Origin of the sequence: Streptomyces thermocarboxydovorans, assembly GCF_039524635.1 — a bacterium.
GTDB lineage: Bacteria > Actinomycetota > Actinomycetes > Streptomycetales > Streptomycetaceae > Streptomyces > Streptomyces thermocarboxydovorans.
This window is the reverse complement of record NZ_BAAAGU010000069.1, coordinates 1-14,484: the sequence shown is the minus strand read 5'-3', so window position 1 is coordinate 14,484 and position 14,484 is coordinate 1. Positions and strand designations below refer to the sequence as shown.

The 14,484-nt window shown below is 71.1% G+C and carries 13 protein-coding genes and 3 pseudogenes; 6 read left to right on the top strand and 10 right to left on the bottom strand.

The annotated features are described in order from the left end of the window. Positions 1 to 60 precede the first annotated feature (60 nt). Positions 61 to 2,100: a SpoIIE family protein phosphatase gene (locus ABD198_RS26245; RefSeq protein WP_344006389.1), complete on the bottom strand. Its 2,040-nt coding sequence runs from the start codon at positions 2,098 to 2,100 to the stop codon at positions 61 to 63. 171 nt (positions 2,101 to 2,271) lie between these two features. On the opposite strand from ABD198_RS26245, the gene ABD198_RS26240 reads away from it, so the two are divergent. The 4 genes and pseudogenes from ABD198_RS26240 to ABD198_RS26225 all read left to right on the top strand — a co-directional run bounded on the left by ABD198_RS26240 (position 2,272) and on the right by ABD198_RS26225 (position 5,990). Further along, entirely contained in the window at positions 2,272 to 2,835 is a 564-nt protein-coding gene (locus ABD198_RS26240; RefSeq protein WP_344006387.1) for a dihydrofolate reductase family protein, read from the top strand. Between the two features lie 159 nt (positions 2,836 to 2,994). After that, positions 2,995 to 4,391 (top strand): annotated as a pseudogene (locus tag ABD198_RS26235) (MFS transporter). A 29-nt stretch (positions 4,392 to 4,420) separates the two neighbouring features. Next, positions 4,421 to 5,593: an anhydro-N-acetylmuramic acid kinase gene (locus ABD198_RS26230; RefSeq protein ID WP_344006385.1), complete on the top strand. Its 1,173-nt coding sequence runs from the start codon at positions 4,421 to 4,423 to the stop codon at positions 5,591 to 5,593. Positions 5,594 to 5,657: 64 nt separating this feature from the next. Beyond that, positions 5,658 to 5,990 (top strand): putative quinol monooxygenase, encoded by a 333-nt coding sequence (locus ABD198_RS26225; protein ID WP_344006383.1) that lies wholly within the window; start codon positions 5,658 to 5,660, stop codon positions 5,988 to 5,990. A 40-nt stretch (positions 5,991 to 6,030) separates the two neighbouring features. On the opposite strand, the gene ABD198_RS26220 is transcribed toward ABD198_RS26225, so the two are convergent. From ABD198_RS26220 to ABD198_RS26195, 7 genes and pseudogenes are all read right to left on the bottom strand, one after another. Beyond that, on the bottom strand, positions 6,031 to 6,921 hold the full coding sequence (locus tag ABD198_RS26220) for an endonuclease/exonuclease/phosphatase family protein (RefSeq protein WP_344006381.1): 891 nt from the start codon (positions 6,919 to 6,921) through the stop codon (positions 6,031 to 6,033). A 154-nt stretch (positions 6,922 to 7,075) separates the two neighbouring features. Further along, positions 7,076 to 7,258 carry a hypothetical protein gene (locus tag ABD198_RS30820; RefSeq protein ID WP_425580557.1) on the bottom strand — a complete coding sequence of 61 codons (183 nt, stop codon included), beginning with the start codon at positions 7,256 to 7,258 and terminating at the stop codon, positions 7,076 to 7,078. A gap of 65 nt (positions 7,259 to 7,323) precedes the next feature. Continuing rightward, a pseudogene (locus ABD198_RS30815) lies at positions 7,324 to 7,689 on the bottom strand (MFS transporter); the annotation flags it as partial. A 76-nt stretch (positions 7,690 to 7,765) separates the two neighbouring features. Then, positions 7,766 to 8,230 (bottom strand): PPOX class F420-dependent oxidoreductase, encoded by a 465-nt coding sequence (locus tag ABD198_RS26210; RefSeq protein WP_344006379.1) that lies wholly within the window; start codon positions 8,228 to 8,230, stop codon positions 7,766 to 7,768. Positions 8,231 to 8,340: 110 nt separating this feature from the next. After that, positions 8,341 to 9,126, bottom strand: a complete 786-nt coding sequence (gene grpE / locus ABD198_RS26205; protein ID WP_344006377.1) for a nucleotide exchange factor GrpE — start codon at positions 9,124 to 9,126, stop codon at positions 8,341 to 8,343. 2 nt (positions 9,127 to 9,128) lie between these two features. Next, positions 9,129 to 10,997 (bottom strand): molecular chaperone DnaK, encoded by a 1,869-nt coding sequence (gene dnaK, locus ABD198_RS26200; RefSeq protein ID WP_344006375.1) that lies wholly within the window; start codon positions 10,995 to 10,997, stop codon positions 9,129 to 9,131. 57 nt (positions 10,998 to 11,054) lie between these two features. Next, positions 11,055 to 11,381: a J domain-containing protein gene (locus tag ABD198_RS26195; RefSeq protein ID WP_344006373.1), complete on the bottom strand. Its 327-nt coding sequence runs from the start codon at positions 11,379 to 11,381 to the stop codon at positions 11,055 to 11,057. 171 nt (positions 11,382 to 11,552) lie between these two features. On the opposite strand from ABD198_RS26195, the gene ABD198_RS26190 reads away from it, so the two are divergent. Further along, the gene (locus tag ABD198_RS26190; protein WP_344006371.1) at positions 11,553 to 11,753 is read left to right on the top strand and encodes a hypothetical protein; all 201 of its coding nucleotides are present in this window, start codon (positions 11,553 to 11,555) and stop codon (positions 11,751 to 11,753) included. A gap of 206 nt (positions 11,754 to 11,959) precedes the next feature. Next, a complete protein-coding gene (locus ABD198_RS26185; protein ID WP_344006368.1) occupies positions 11,960 to 12,751 on the top strand; it encodes an SAM-dependent methyltransferase in 792 nt (263 codons plus the stop codon). A gap of 185 nt (positions 12,752 to 12,936) precedes the next feature. On the opposite strand, the gene ABD198_RS26180 is transcribed toward ABD198_RS26185, so the two are convergent. Together ABD198_RS26180 and ABD198_RS26175 are read right to left on the bottom strand one after the other, a co-directional pair. Beyond that, a complete protein-coding gene (locus tag ABD198_RS26180) occupies positions 12,937 to 13,581 on the bottom strand; it encodes a hypothetical protein (protein ID WP_344006366.1) in 645 nt (214 codons plus the stop codon). 434 nt (positions 13,582 to 14,015) lie between these two features. Further along, positions 14,016 to 14,408: pseudogene (locus tag ABD198_RS26175) on the bottom strand (beta-1,3-glucanase family protein); the annotation flags it as partial. Positions 14,409 to 14,484: the final 76 nt, after the last annotated feature.

Sequence of the window (14,484 nt, the reverse complement as noted above, 5' to 3'; positions counted from 1 at the left end):
ACATGAGTCCGGTCCGGGTCCGGTCCTGATCGCCCGGTGGGGGCGGCACCGGTCCGTTCGTCACGGTGAGCGACGGTGGCGGACCCGGGCCAGGAGCAGGACCGTGTCGTCGCCCGGCGGGCCGTGCAGCAGCTGGAACAGCAAGCGGTCCGCCGTCTCCTCCAGACCGTCCGTGGCACTGCCCAGCACGGCGGCGGCCGCCGCCACTCCTTCGTCGATACCCCGGTCCCGGGTCTCCACAAGGCCGTCGGTGTAGAGGGCGAGCACGGCGCCGTCGGGCAGGGTGATCTCGGTGGTGTGATAGGGGTGCCCGCCCACGCCGAGGGGCACTCCGGGGGTGTCGCAGACGGTCTCCACGCGGCCGTCCGGCGAGCGGACGAGCAGGGGCGGGTGGCCGGCGCTGGCGATGCGGGCGCGGCCCGTACCGGGGTCGTAGTCGATGTAGAGGCAGGTGGCCAGCTCGATGCCCGCCTCCCGGGCGGAGATGTCCAGCTCGGCGAGCAGCGCGGAGGGCTCAGGACCGCTGCGGGCGAGGGTCCGGGCGGTGATGCGCAGCCTGCCCATGGCCGCCGCCGCGGGCACCCCGTGGCCCATCACGTCGCCGACGACGAGGGCGACCCGCCCGCCGCGCACGCTGATCGCGTCGTACCAGTCGCCGCCGACCAGGCTGGCGTGGCTGCCGGGGACATAGCGGTGGGCGATCTCGACGTGGGGGCTGTTCGCGAGGCTGGCGGGCAGCAGGGCCCGCTGGAGGGTGAGGGCGATGTCCTGGACCCTGGTGTACAGGCGCGCGTTGTCCAGGCAGAGCGCGGCGCGGGCGGACAGCTCGGCGGCGAGCCGCAGATCCTGCTCGGTGAAGTGCGGCCGGGCGTCGGAGCGGCCGAACATGGTGAGTCCCTGGACGGTTCCGCGGGCGATCAGCGGCGCGATGAGCAGGCCGGTCAGACCGCTTTCGAGGAGGACCCGGGTGCGGTCCTCGCGCAGGACCGTGCTCCTCAGGAAGTCGGAGTCCACCGGGACGGCGATCGGGCGGCCGGTGCTCAGCATGCGGTGGATGCTGGAGCCGGGCGGGTACTGGACGGTGTCCACGCCGCCGACGAGTTCCTCGGCGGGCGGCGGCAGCACCGTGCCGGAGGCGATCCGCTGGGTGATCAGCGGCATGGCCGGGTCGAAGATCTCGGGTTCACCCATCCAGTCGACGAGCTCCACCACGGCCGCGTCGGCGAAGTCGGGGACCGCGGCCTCGACGAGTTCGCCGGCCGTCACCTTGACGTCCAGGGTGGTGCCGATCCGGGCGGTGGCCCGGTCCAGCAGTTCGAGCCGGGCGCGTGACTCCGCGGCCTCGAGGATTGCGGCTTCCCGGTCGGTGACGTCGATGACGACTCCGCCGATGCCCGGCCGGGTGCCGATGGCCCGGCTGAGCGGGAACAGGCTCAGGGACCTGATCCGTTCCCCTTCGGCGTGCCGGACGGGGACGAGGTGGCCGACGACGGAGCGGCCGTGCTCGGCCACGCCGCGCAGCAGCCGCTCCAGTCCGGCGGGGTCGCGTGGGGCCATGACGTCCGGCATGCGGCGGCCGATGTGCTCCTCGACGGTGATGCCGTCCATGTCGGCGAGCACCTGGTTGAGGTGCGTGTAGCGCAGGTCCTGGTCCAGCTGGACGAGGCCGATCGGGCAGGCGTCGAAGAGGGCGTCGACGAACGCCAGGTTGGTCTTGACCCGGTCCAGCTCCGCGCTTCTGCTGGCCAGGGCCATCACCACGGTGCTGCCGTCGGCGCCGGTGATCGTGAAGGCGCGGAAGCCGCAGTCGAAGACGCTCCCGTCCCGGTGCCGCACGGGGAGCCGGCCGCGCCAGTAGCCGAGGGTGCGGCCCTGGTCGGCGAGATACCTGCCGGCTGCTGTTCCGGGTGGGCCGGGGCCCGGCTCGTGCTCGTCGAAGAGAAGGCCGACGGGCTCGGTGAGGGCCGCTTCGTCGTAGCCGAAGAGATCCTGGGCGCCCGGCCCCCAGAAGCAGATCCGGTCGCGCTCGTCGATGCCGAGGACGGCGACGGAGCCGTGCTCCAGCAGCGTCCCCGGCTCGGAACTCAGCCGTTCCCGCACGCTCCGGTTCTCCTTGTGGTCTATCGACATCCGCTACGTTCTCGACATGATGGGAAAAATCACCTCATACCGCTGCGTCCCATTGTGCCGTCACCGGCGGACGTGCGGCCTGCGATGAGTTCCGCGACTGTGGACGGTCATACGGCCGGACCCGTCACTGAGGAGGCCCCTATGCGCAGCGTGACCTATTCGATGAGCATGTCGCTCGACGGCTACATCGCCGGGCCGGACGGCGGTTTCGACTGGGGGGAGCCGGACGACGAGATCTTCCGGTTCTGGATCGACGAGATCCGCGGGGTCGGCGTGCATCTGCTGGGGCGGCGGCTGTACGAGACGATGCTGTACTGGGAGACGGCCGCGCAGGACCCCTCGCTGGACGAGGCGCAGCGCGAGTGGATCTCCCGGTGGAACCCGCTGCCCAAGGTGGTGTTCTCCCGGACGCTGAGCGAGGTGCGGGGGCACGCCCGCCTCGCCTCCGGCGGCGTGGCGGAGGAGATCGAGCGGCTGCGGGCGGAGCCCGGGGAGGGCGAGATCGCGATCGGCGGCGCGACCCTGGCGGCCGAGGCGGCGAAGGCCGGGCTGATCGACGAGTACCGGACCATGGTGTACCCCGTCCTGGTCGGCGGCGGCACGCCCTTCTTCCCCCGGCACGAGCGCCAGGTGGATCTCGAGCTGGTCGAGAGCCGGACGTTCGCCTCCCGGGTCGTGTACCTGCACTACCGCGTGTCCCGGTAAGCGCGGGACACATCGCAGAGCCGGTGATCGAAAAGGGCCGGTGATCGAGCAGCACCCCTGGTGAAAGTTATTGACAGCTTCGCCTGAGCTGCTGAAACTTACTGCCAGTCCAGGGAATCTTTCCCTCCGCATCATCCAGACCCTGAAGGGGCGCGCCGTATGACCACCCCCGTGCACGACACCGCCGAGGGAACCGCTCGACCACCACGGGCACGACGGGCGCTGGTCGCCGGCTCGGTCGGCAACTTCATCGAGTGGTACGAGTTCGGGGTCTACGGCTACTTCGCCACGATCATCGCCGCCAACTTCTTCACCCCGGACGGCGGCAGCGAGATCGAGGCGCTGGTCAAGACGTACGCCTCGTTCGCGCTGGCCTTCTTCTTCCGCCCCATCGGCGCCGCGCTGTTCGGGCGGGTGGGCGACCGGATCGGGCGGCGGCCCACGCTGATCCTGGTGGTGCTGATGATGACGGTGGCCACCACCCTGATCGGCCTGCTGCCCACCTACGCCACGGTGGGAGCCGCCGCGCCCTGGCTGCTCACCCTGCTGCGGATCGTGCAAGGACTGTCCGCGGGCGGGGAGTTCGGCGGTGCGGTCTCGGTGATGACGGAGTTCGCCCCGCCCGGACGGCGCGGGCTCTACGGGGCGTGGCAGTCCTTCACGGGGCGCTCGGCCTGCTCGGCGGAGCGGGCATGGCCGCGCTGCTCGCCACGGTGATGAGCGAGTCGCAGCTGAACGGGTGGGGCTGGAGGCTGCCGTTCCTGCTGACCCTGCCGCTGGGACTCGCCGCCCTGTGGCTGCGCCTCAGGCTCGAGGAGACGCCCTCCTTCGAGCGGGCCGCCCGGGACCGGAGCCCCGGGACGAGCGAGCGGGCCGCGCAGGACCGAGGCCTTCAGGCGCAGAATGCCCCTCAGGCGAAGGGCACCCCGCGCACGGAGGAGGTGACCGCCGCACCGGCCCGGGAGGTCGCCAAGGCCATCGCGCTGGGCGCCGGACGGCTGATGGGCTGGTCGGCGGCCGGGTACACCTTCCTCGTCGTGATGCCGTCCTATCTGCAGAGCACCCTGAACGCGAGCTTCCAGCAGGCGCTGATCGCGACCGTGCTCGCCAATCTGGGCTTCGCCGCCTCCATCATCCCGGCGGGCGCGCTCAGCGACCGGGTCGGGCGGCGCGCGGTGATGGTGGCCGGGGCCGTGCTCGTGGCCGTCCTCGCGTTCCCGCTGCTGGATCTGCTGCAGGACCCCGGGTCCTCCACGGCCTCCAAGGGCGTCGCGGTGTTCGTCGCCGGTGCCGTCGTCGGCCTGATGGCCGGTCCCGGACCGGCGATGCTCGCCGAGATGTTCCCGACCCGCGTCCGCTACACCGGTCTGGGGCTGGCGTACGCGCTGTCCAACGCGGTGTTCTCCGGATGCGCCGGTCTGATCATCACCGAGGCGATCAAGCGCACCGGCAACATCGACATCCCCGCGCACTATGTGGTCGTCACCTGTGCCGTCAGCACCGTCGCCCTGCTGACCCTGCGCGGCGACGACCACCGCCGGGCGCTGCGCAACTGATGGCCGGCGGCAAGGAGTCCGGGGCGGGCATGCGGGTCGTCGGGCTGATGTCGGGGACCTCGCACGACGCGGTGGACGCCGCCGCGGCGGACCTGGCCCTCGACGGCGACAGTCTGCTGCTGCGGCCGCTGGGCATGGTGAGCGAGCCGTACCCGAAGGAGCTGCGGAGCGCGCTGGCCGGTGCGCTGCCGCCGGCGGCGACCACGCTGGGCGAGGTGTGCCGGCTCGACACCCGGATCGGTCAGGTCTTCGCGGAGCTGGCCGTCCGGGCCGACCGGGAGCTGTGCGACGGGCGCGCCGAACTCGTCGTCTCGCACGGCCAGACGGTCTTCCACTGGGTCGAGCAGGGCCGGGTGCAGGGCACTCTGCAGATCGGGTCGCCCGCCTGGATCGCGGAGGCCACCGGCTGCCCGGTCGTGTCCGACCTGCGCAGCCGCGATGTCGCCGCGGGCGGGCAGGGCGCTCCCCTGGTGAGCATCGTCGACGTGCTGTGGCTGCGCGGCCGGCCCGGAGTGTCCGCCGCGCTGAACCTCGGCGGCATCGCCAACCTCACCGTCGCGGGCGCGGCAGGAGACCCGGTGGCCTTCGACACAGGACCCGCCAACGCCCTCGCCGACGCTGCCGTTCACGCCCTCACCGAGGGCCGGATGGACTACGACGAGGACGGGCTTCTGGCGGCGCGCGGCCGGGTCGACGAGACCCTGCTGCGCCGGCTCCTCGACGAGCCGTACTACGCCAAACGGCCGCCGAAGACGACCGGCAAGGAACTGTTCCACTGGCCCTATCTGCGCGACGCGCTGAGCGCCCGCGGTCCGCTCCCCCTGGAGGACGTGGTGGCCACCGTCACCCGGCTCACCGCCCGCACGGTCGCCGACGCGGTCCGCTCGGCCGGGGCCGGCGAGGTCGTCGCCTCGGGAGGCGGCACCCGCAATCCCACCCTGATGGCCATGCTGCGCACCGAGCTGGGCGGCGTCCCGCTGCACACCTCGGACGAGCTGGGGCTGCCGTCGGCCGCCAAAGAGGCGTACGCCTTCGCCGTCCTGGGGTTCCTCACCGTGCACGGGCTCAACGGCACCATTCCGGCGTGCACCGGTGCCCGCCGGCCCAGCATCCTGGGATCGGTCACACCCGGCCGCCGGGGCCTGCCACGGCCCGGGGCCGCGGCGGAGCAGCCCCGGCGCCTGCGCATCCTGCCGGCCTGATGCCGCGGCCCGGCGACCCCGGCCGGTTACGATCATGGTGAACCGCGAACGACCAGGGAGACCGATGATCTTCATCACCGCAAAGTTCCGCGTCCGTCCCGAGTACGCCGACCAGTGGCCCGAGATCACCGCCGAGTTCACCACGGCGACCCGGCAGGAGCCGGGCTGTCTGTGGTTCGACTGGTCCCGCAGCGTGGAGGACCCCACGGAGTACGTGCTCGTCGAGGCCTTCCGGGACGACGAGGCCGGGGCGGCCCATGTGCAGTCCGAGCACTTCCGCAAGGCGCAGCAGACGCTGCCGCCCCACCTGGCCGAGACGCCCCGGATCGTCAATACGACCGTCCCGCAGGACGACTGGTCGCTGCTGGGCGAGATGAGCGTCTCCGGCCAGGAGTGACCCCTGGGCTCCTCGCCCGAGGTCCTCGTGCCGCGGGGTGTCAGTGGTGGTGCCCGCGGAGTCTCAGGTCGGCGACGACCGGGCGGTGGTCCGAGGCGTCCGTCGCGACCGTGCGGGCACCGGCCACGGTCACACCGGGTGAGACGGTCACCAGGTCGATGCGCCTGACCGGGGCGGCGGCCGGGTAGGTGCCGCCGCCGTCGGGGGCCGCGTCCCGCAGCCGCTGCCACAGCGGGGCCAGTTCGGGGGCCGAGGGCTCGGCGTTGAAGTCGCCGACCAGGATCTTCGGGCCCCGGTCCTCGGCCAGCACCGCCAGCATGTCCCGCACCTGGGCGGCACGGACCGACGGGTCGGACCGGTAGTCCAGGTGCGTCGAGTAGACGTGGACCGGGACGCCCCGCACCTTGACCACCACCTCGGCGAATCCGGGCATCGGTTCCGGCACCGGGTCGGGCGTCTGGGTGGAGAGCCGGGTGATCTCGTGGTTCTCGGCGTCCAGCACCGGGTGGCGGCTCAGTATCGCCACGCCGTACTGCCGGCGCTTGCCGCCCTCGGTGGCCGGGTCCAGGTCGTAGATGGGGGCGAAGAAGACCCGCATCCGCAGCTTCTCGGCCAGGGCGCGGGCCTCGTCGACGAAGTCGCTGCGGGCGCCCCAGTGGACGTCGACCTCCTGCAGGCCGATGACGTCGGCGTGCAGGTCGCGTACCGCCCGGGCGGTGCGGTCGAGGTCGAAGACGTTGTCCTGGCCGGCTCCGGCGTGGATGTTGTAGGTCGCCACCCGCAGCGGGACCTGACGCCCCTTCACTGCGTGGGTGTCCTCCGTTCCTTGGGCGGAGGCGGGTGACGGGGCTGCCGCGGCGAGGGCCAGTGCGGTGACGACGGCGGCGAGAGCACGTCTGGCGCCGGTGGCGCGCCGGGAACTGGGCTGCATGCCATCTCCAGGGTCGGCTGCGGACGGACGGAACGAACCTCGCGCGCTTGTCGGGTTCCTGACACCGACTCACGCGCATCGGCATTCTGCTCCGCCCGGGGCCCTCTCACTCACGCCTGCCGTGGCGGGAATCGACTGCGGCGCCGGCGCAGGCTCAGAACTTCGGCGTCGGTGCCTGCGACTCGACCAGTTCCGCCGCTTCCCCGGGCGTCTGGACCGAGGGCGGCGAGCCCTCCAGGGGGCGCCGCGCCGTCTCCTTCATGCAGGCGACCGCGATGACGCCGACCAGGGCGGCGGCCATCGAGTAGTACGCCGGCATCATGTCCGAGCCGGTCACGCTGATCAGGGCGGTGATGACCAGCGGGGTGGTGCCGCCGAAGAGCGAGGCGGAGAGGTCGGTCGCGGCCCGAACACCATGCCGCCGAGCGGGCGCACCAGGAAGGCGACGGCGAACGTGGCGAAGGACGACAGCAATGGGGCGGTCTCGTTCCCGGAGGGGAAGAAGACCCGGCCGATGGTGCCGGCCAGGTAGGCGTAGATGCCGAAGCCGAACCACTCCATGGTGTTGCCGAGCGAGGCGGCCTTGACGGCGCGTCTGACCGCCCGCTCGTCCGTCACGGTGATGTCCGACCGGCGCAGCCGCGGATTCCGCCGGCGCCGGACGGCGCGGAACAGAACCGGGTGGCGCCTGACCGCGGCGGGATCGGGCGCGCGCTCGGGATCGACGGGAGACGTGACTGCGTTCCTTTCCGCTGATGCGTCGAACAACTGAGGCCCGAATGAACCGGAAAGGAACGTATCGGCGGATTTGCGGGAATGCCCGGAAGCGCGCGGTCGTGTGCGGTCAGCCGGCGAGACGGGCGGGGAATCCACCCGTCGCGACCGGCCCCCAGCGGCGTGGGGTGACGCGGATGAGCGACTTGCCCTGCTCCACCATCGCCTTGCGGTACTCGTCCCAGTCCGGGTGCTCGCCGGAGATGTTGCGGTAATACTCCACCAGCGGCTCCACGGACTCCGGGACGTCGAGGACCTCGGCCTCCCCGTCGACCTGCACCCAGGGGCCGTTCCACTCGTCGGACAGGACGACGAGGCTGACCGCGGGGTCGCGGCGCGCGTTGCGGGTCTTGGCCCGTTCGGGGTAGGTGGACACGACCAGGCGCCCGGCGTCGTCCACACCGCAGGTCACCGGCGACGCCTGCGGCGAGCCGTCGGAGCGGCGGGTGATGATCAGGGCGCGGTGGCGCGGGCGGACGAACTCGAGCAGGCCGTCGAGGTCGACGCGGGTGTTGGTGGCGATGGGGCGGGGCATGGGCGGCTCGGCCTTCCGTGTTCAGGGGTCGGAGGGGTACCTGACTGCCGGTCGGCCAAGATCCTGCCCCGCCTCCGGGCGAGTGTCACGCCGCACTCCCGCGACCGGGCTCAGGGGTCCGGCCACGGTCCGTGGATGACCTGCTGCGGGCGCGCCCGTCCCGGGCGGACCGGCTGCCCTCCGCCGGAACGCTTCTGCGGGGCAGATCGCCCTTCGCCGGGCCGGCTTTCAGCGTCCGCCCGTTCTCCGTCGGAACGCTTCTGCGCGCCGGGCGGCACTTCGCCGGACCGGTCCTGCACACCGTCCCGACCGCCGGCACGCTCCCGCGCGGCAGAACGCCCGCCACCGGAATGGTCCTGCCCGTCCGTCCGGTCCGTCCCGGTGTCGTCGGCGGCGGGTGGCGTCTCCTCGCTCTCCCCGCCGCTCTTCCCGCTCTGCTCCGACGGCGGGCCCGTCACCTCCACGAAGGCGGGGCGCAGCAGTTCGTCGCCGAGGCGGTAGCCGGGGCGGAGGATCTTGCTGCAGATCATCTCGGTGGCGTCCGGATCGGCGTGGAAGGCCGCGGCCTCGTGGCGGGCGGGGTCGAAGGGGTCGCCCACCTCGCCGAACGCCTGCAGGCCCAGCGACCCCGCCCGGTCCCGCAGCGTGTCGGCGATCTCCTTGAGGCCGGGCGTCATCTCCTCGTGCGCGCAGGCGCGGTCGACGGCGTCGAGGACGGGCAGCAGCGCGCGGAGAACGTTGGCCGCCGCCACGGTGCGGACGGCCATGCGGTCGCGGGCCACCCGCTTGCGGTAGTTGTCGTACTCGGCCTTGACCCGTTGCAGGTCGGCCGTGCGCTCCTCCAGCAGCCGCCTCAGCTGGGCGGCGTCCTGGGTCCGCAGCCCGTCCCGGTCCATCGTCAGCTCGCCTCCGACTTGTCGTCGTCGACGATCTCGGCGTCCACCACGTCGTCGTCGCCGCCGGAGTCACCGCCCCCGGAGGTGGAGGAGGTTCCGGTGGCCGCGCCCTCCGGGCGTGCCTGCGCGTACAGGGCCGAGCCGATCTTCTGGGCCGTCTGCGCCACGTGGTCGACCGCCTGCCGGATCGTCGCCGTGTCGGCGTTCTCGTCCTTGAGCTTCTCCTTCAGGTCGCCCAGGGCCGCCTCCGTCTCGCTCTTGGCGTCGGCGGGGATCTTGCCCTCGTTGTCCTTCAGGAGCTTCTCGGTCTGGTAGACGAGCTGTTCGGCCTGGTTGCGGGTCTCGGCGGCCTCGCGGCGCCTGCGGTCCTCCTCGGCGTGCTGCTCGGCCTCCCGCATCATGCGGTCGATCTCCTCCTTCGGCAGCGCCGAGCCACCGGTCACCGTCATCTTCTGTTCCTTGCCGGTGCCGAGGTCCTTGGCGGAGACGTGCATGATGCCGTTGGCGTCGATGTCGAAGGTGACCTCGATCTGCGGCACGCCGCGCGGCGCCGGCGGGATGCCGGTCAGCTCGAACATGCCGAGCTTCTTGTTGTAGGCCGCGATCTCCCGTTCGCCCTGGTAGACCTGGATGGTCACCGACGGCTGGTTGTCCTCGGCGGTGCTGAAGATCTCCGAACGGCGGGTCGGGATCGTGGTGTTGCGCTCGATCAGCTTGGTCATGATGCCGCCCTTGGTCTCGATACCGAGGGACAGCGGGGTGACGTCCAGCAGCAGGACGTCCTTGACCTCGCCCTTGAGCACACCGGCCTGGAGGGAGGCGCCGACGGCGACGACCTCGTCCGGGTTGACGCCCTTGTGCGGCTCCTTGCCGGTCAGCTCGCGCACCAGGTCGGTGACGGCGGGCATGCGCGTGGAGCCGCCCACCAGGACGACGTGATCGATGTCGGACACCTTGATCCCGGCGTCCTTGACCGCGTTGTGGAAGGGGGCCTTGCAGCGCTCCAGCAGATCGGCGGTCAGCTGCTGGAACTGGGCGCGGGTCAGCTTCTCGTCGAGGTGCAGCGGGCCCTCGGCGGAGGCGGTGATGTAGGGCAGGTTGATGGTCGTCTCGGTCGAGCTGGAGAGCTCGATCTTCGCCTTCTCCGCCGCCTCACGCAGCCGCTGCACGGCCATCTTGTCCTTGGACAGGTCGACGCCGTAGTTGTTCTTGAACTGCTTGACCAGGTGGTCGACGATCCGCTGGTCCCAGTCGTCACCGCCGAGGTGGGTGTCACCGTTGGTGGCCTTCACCTCGATGACGCCCTCGCCCATCTCCAGCAGGGACACGTCGAAGGTGCCGCCGCCGAGGTCGAAGACGAGGACCGTCTGGTCGTTCTCCTTGTCCAGGCCGTACGCCAGGGCGGCGGCCGTCGGCTCGTTGATGATCCGCAGGACGTTCAGCCCCGCGATCTCACCGGCCTCCTTGGTGGCCTGCCGCTGGGTGTCGTCGAAGTACGCCGGGACGGTGATCACGGCATCGGTGACCTCCTCGCCCAGGTACGCCTCGGCGTCCCGCTTCAGCTTCTGCAGAACGCGGGCGGAGATCTCCTGTGCGGTGTACCGCTTGCCGTCGATGTCCCCGTGCTCGGGGAACCGCCAGTCGTGATCGCCCATGTGCCGCTTGACCGACCGCGCGGTGCGCTCCACGTTCGTCACGGCCTGCCGCTTGGCGACCTCGCCCACCAGCACCTCGCCGTTCTTGGCGAACGCCACGACCGACGGGGTGGTGCGGGCGCCCTCCGTGTTGGTGATGACGGTGGGCTCGCCGCCTTCCAGGACGGAGACCACCGAGTTCGTCGTACCGAGATCGATACCGACCGAACGGGCCATCTGGACTCTCCTTCCTCGAACATGCCCTGTGCACGTTCTGCGGACCGGTCCCTCGGGTCACCTGCCGGGCTCGTACCGGACCGGTCCCGCACGCAGGGGCGGCTCTGCCGGCGGCGCACCGAGGAGGTCGGCCGCGTAGCGGCGGGGCGGGACCGGTGGCCTGCGGCGCGTCTCCCGGTGGGTACGGTCATAGGCCGCGCGCCGCTCCGGGTCGCGCAGCGTCTCGTAGGCCGCACGGACCTGCCCGAACTCCTCGGCCGTCACGGCGTCCACCCTGGTGTCGGGGCGCAGCTCCCGCACCCGGCGGCGGAACGCGGAGGTGATCGCCTCGACCGTCGCCGAGGGCTCCACCCCCAGCACCGCGTACAGGTCCGGCACGTTCATTCAGGCCACCTCCTGCCCCTGCGCACTGCGACCACGGACCTGGGTTGCCTACGTCACCTGAATAAAACTTGAGTCTCTGCTTGTCAAGGAGGATTGTCCGTCCGGAGGACTATGCTGGTCAGACCTCTTGAACTGCTCCTGCTGTCCGCGGGAGGCGTAATGAAAGTGGAAATGGTCCAGCAGGCCGCAAGCGTCCTGTTCGACGTCCCGGACGAGGTGCACGAGGAGATCATCACGCTGATCGGGGCCGTGGCCGGGGACCGGGAGACCCAGGCATCGGATCTGGCCGCCGCGTTCGGCGACTGGTGCTGGCTGGTGTACACCCGGCACGGTGATGTGATCGAAATTCTGGATGTGGGCTGCGCTCGATGACATGAGGTGACGGCGCCGGCGGGCCTCGGGCAGAACGGCGCCGCCGCCCCTTCCCCGCGCGCTCATCCGCTTCTCCCCCGCGCTCGCCACCCCCTCCCTCGTAATCGTTGCCCGGCCCCGCGGGAAGCCGGGGATCGGCGCCGGTGGCGTCAACATCGTTCGGTAGGTTGGCAGTTGAACCCACCGTACGACGAGGAGCACACCGGATGGCCGAGGGCAGGATCAGAACCGGTCAGCCGCACACCGCACGGATCTGGAACTACTGGCTGGGCGGCGAGGACCACTACGAGGTCGACCGGCAGGCGGGCGAGCAGATCCGCGCACTGCACCCCGGCATCGGCGAGTACGCCCGCGCGGACCGCGCCTTCCTCAAGGAGGCGGTCAGCCATCTGGTGACCCGGTGCGGCATACGCCAGTTCCTCGACATCGGCACCGGTCTGCCCACCGCCGACAACACCCACGAGGTGGCGCAGCGGCTCGCGCCGGAGTCCCGTGTCGTCTACGTGGACAACGACCCGATCGTCCTCGCCCATGCCGAGGCCCTGCTGACCAGCACCCCCGAGGGCCGCACCGACTACCTCGAGGAGGATCTGCGCAACGTCGGCACCATCCTCGAACGGGCCGGGAAGACCCTGGACCTGAGCCGGCCGGTGGCGCTGATCCTGCTCGGGGTGGTCATCTTCGTCGAGGACGACGCCGAGGCGTACGGGATCGTCCGCCGGCTGATGGACGCGCTGCCCTCCGGCAGCCATCTGGTGCTCTCCCACACGATCACCCGGCCGGACATGCCGGACGTGGACGCCGCGGTCGAGTTCTGGAACGCCCACGGCACCCCGAAGCTCACCCAGCGCACCCCGGAGGCCGTCGAGCGCTTCTTCGACGGTCTCGAGCTGCTGCCGCCGGGGGTGGTCTCCTGCAATCGCTGGCATGCGACCCCGGTCGACGGCGAACCCCCCGCGGAGGTCGCCATGTTCGCAGGAGTCGGCCGCAAGGCATGACCGGCCCGATCGCCCTTGCGGACAGAAGCTGACCAGTGGGCGGCCGAGCACGCGGACGCCTTCCGGGCACGCCCCGGCGCCACGGGGTGAGCCACCAGCCCTGAGGGCGGCTGAGGGGACGGCCGCCGTGCATTCCGGTGGGCGGCAGTGGCGGACCCCGCCGCACGGGCGGGGTCCGGCCGTCGTCAGGAGGCGCGGGTGAACACCCGGTCCCCGGAGGCGGCCTTTTCGGAGGCGCAGGCCTTCTTCTCCTCGGCGGTCATCTTGCGGGACTTGACCATCACCGCACTGCGCTTGCCGTCGGTGCCGTTGGGCGCGGGGCTGGTGATGACGTCGTCCACGAACCAGTAGTAGTGGTCCCACTTCCGGTCCTCGTAGTGCGTCTGCCAGGTACCGGATATGCGCTGCATGACCTGGGCGCGGGAGATCCAGCCCACCTCGCCCGGCGCCACGGTCACCGTGGCGGTGCTGGTCTCCGTGTGGCTGCTCTGCCAGGTGTAGTTGTACGTCGCGGTCAGGCTGGCGCTGATGATGCCCTCGAGGCCGCCGCTCACCGTGACCGAGCCCCCGACCGAGTGACTGGAGCCCACGGTGTCGGCCCAGCTCAGGGTCTGGGAGGCGGGTGAGGAGGAGCAGTTGTAGAGCAGGTCGGACACCTGGCGGGCCTCGCCGAGGAAGGCCTCGCCGATCTTCGGGTCGTTGAAGGTGCACTGGCCCTCGCCGGAGGCGCAGTCGGCGAGGATCTGCTCCCTGGTGGGCTGGTCGTCGTCGGCTGCGGCGGGCACGGCGGTCGCGGCGACCGTGCCGAGCACGGCGGCCGTCAGTGCCATGGCACGACCGCCGTGGCGCAGCAAGCGATTCACTGTCATCTGTTCGTTGTTGCCTTTCACCTACGTGGGGGGAGCGGTGACACCAGGGCCAGGTGGTGCTGATGGGACTGGAGTCACCGCCCTGTGCTCCTGAGGCTCACGTAATCCGCGGGTGGGCTACACCAAGGAAAGGTAAAGTTGTAGTTGATTCGCAAACTGACGAACAGTCAATGCTTGCCAAATACAAGGGAATTGGCTACGGAGGGAGGGATCCATTTGACGGGTCGTCACCGGCTCGCTTCCGACCGTGACGACAGACCCGCCGTGCGCCGCCCCGGTCGGGGCGAGCGGCGCACGGCGGGTTCCCGGTGCTGCGGCACATGCGCCAGGCGGACGGCGAGAGTGGGGCGCGCGCCGGCTCCTGGAGATGCGCCAGTTGCATCAGAGGGGGTCGGTCAGTTCATGGGCTCGAGAGTGATACGTGCCTCCTGCGGGTTTCCGTCGTGCACCAGGGACTCGTGGTTGCCCACGTCGTCGAAGGCGAAGGCGTAGGCCTTGCCGTCGGCCATGTGGGCGTGGATGGCGCGGGCGTAGTGGTTGGTGACGCCGTCCTTGTAGAAGGCGCCGGCGTCCGGGTCGGGCTGGTTGGGGTTGACCAGCAGGGTGGTGCGGTTGAAGCCGGCGCAGAGGGTGCGCGAGATGGGCCCGCGCACCTGGTCGTTGGGCGCGTCGAGCTTGCCGTGACAGCCGAACACCGAGGAGGCGTCGGGTTTCTGGAAGCTGGTGACGACGGCGCCCGACCCGTCGGTGAAGTTCATGACGCCGCCGGAGACGCGCCCGTAGTACTTAGGGTCCGTCTTCAAACGGATCTTGCCCAGAGTAGGAATGACGCGAGCGAGACCGCTGCTTCGTAGGAGGTGGCGG

Bases quoted from the DNA above. Each gene is read 5' to 3' on its own strand.
- ABD198_RS26240 (WP_344006387.1), top strand. From the start codon at position 2,272: ATGCGCAGCGTGACCTATTCGATGAGCATGTCGCTCGACGGCTACATC.
- ABD198_RS26230 (WP_344006385.1), top strand. From the start codon at position 4,421: ATGCGGGTCGTCGGGCTGATGTCGGGGACCTCGCACGACGCGGTGGAC.
- ABD198_RS26225 (WP_344006383.1), top strand. From the start codon at position 5,658: ATGATCTTCATCACCGCAAAGTTCCGCGTCCGTCCCGAGTACGCCGAC.
- ABD198_RS26220 (WP_344006381.1), bottom strand. From the start codon at position 6,921: ATGCAGCCCAGTTCCCGGCGCGCCACCGGCGCCAGACGTGCTCTCGCC.
- ABD198_RS26210 (WP_344006379.1), bottom strand. From the start codon at position 8,230: ATGCCCCGCCCCATCGCCACCAACACCCGCGTCGACCTCGACGGCCTG.
- grpE (WP_344006377.1), bottom strand. From the start codon at position 9,126: ATGGACCGGGACGGGCTGCGGACCCAGGACGCCGCCCAGCTGAGGCGG.
- dnaK (WP_344006375.1), bottom strand. From the start codon at position 10,997: ATGGCCCGTTCGGTCGGTATCGATCTCGGTACGACGAACTCGGTGGTC.
- ABD198_RS26195 (WP_344006373.1), bottom strand. From the start codon at position 11,381: ATGAACGTGCCGGACCTGTACGCGGTGCTGGGGGTGGAGCCCTCGGCG.
- ABD198_RS26190 (WP_344006371.1), top strand. From the start codon at position 11,553: ATGGTCCAGCAGGCCGCAAGCGTCCTGTTCGACGTCCCGGACGAGGTG.
- ABD198_RS26185 (WP_344006368.1), top strand. From the start codon at position 11,960: ATGGCCGAGGGCAGGATCAGAACCGGTCAGCCGCACACCGCACGGATC.
- ABD198_RS26180 (WP_344006366.1), bottom strand. From the start codon at position 13,581: ATGGCACTGACGGCCGCCGTGCTCGGCACGGTCGCCGCGACCGCCGTG.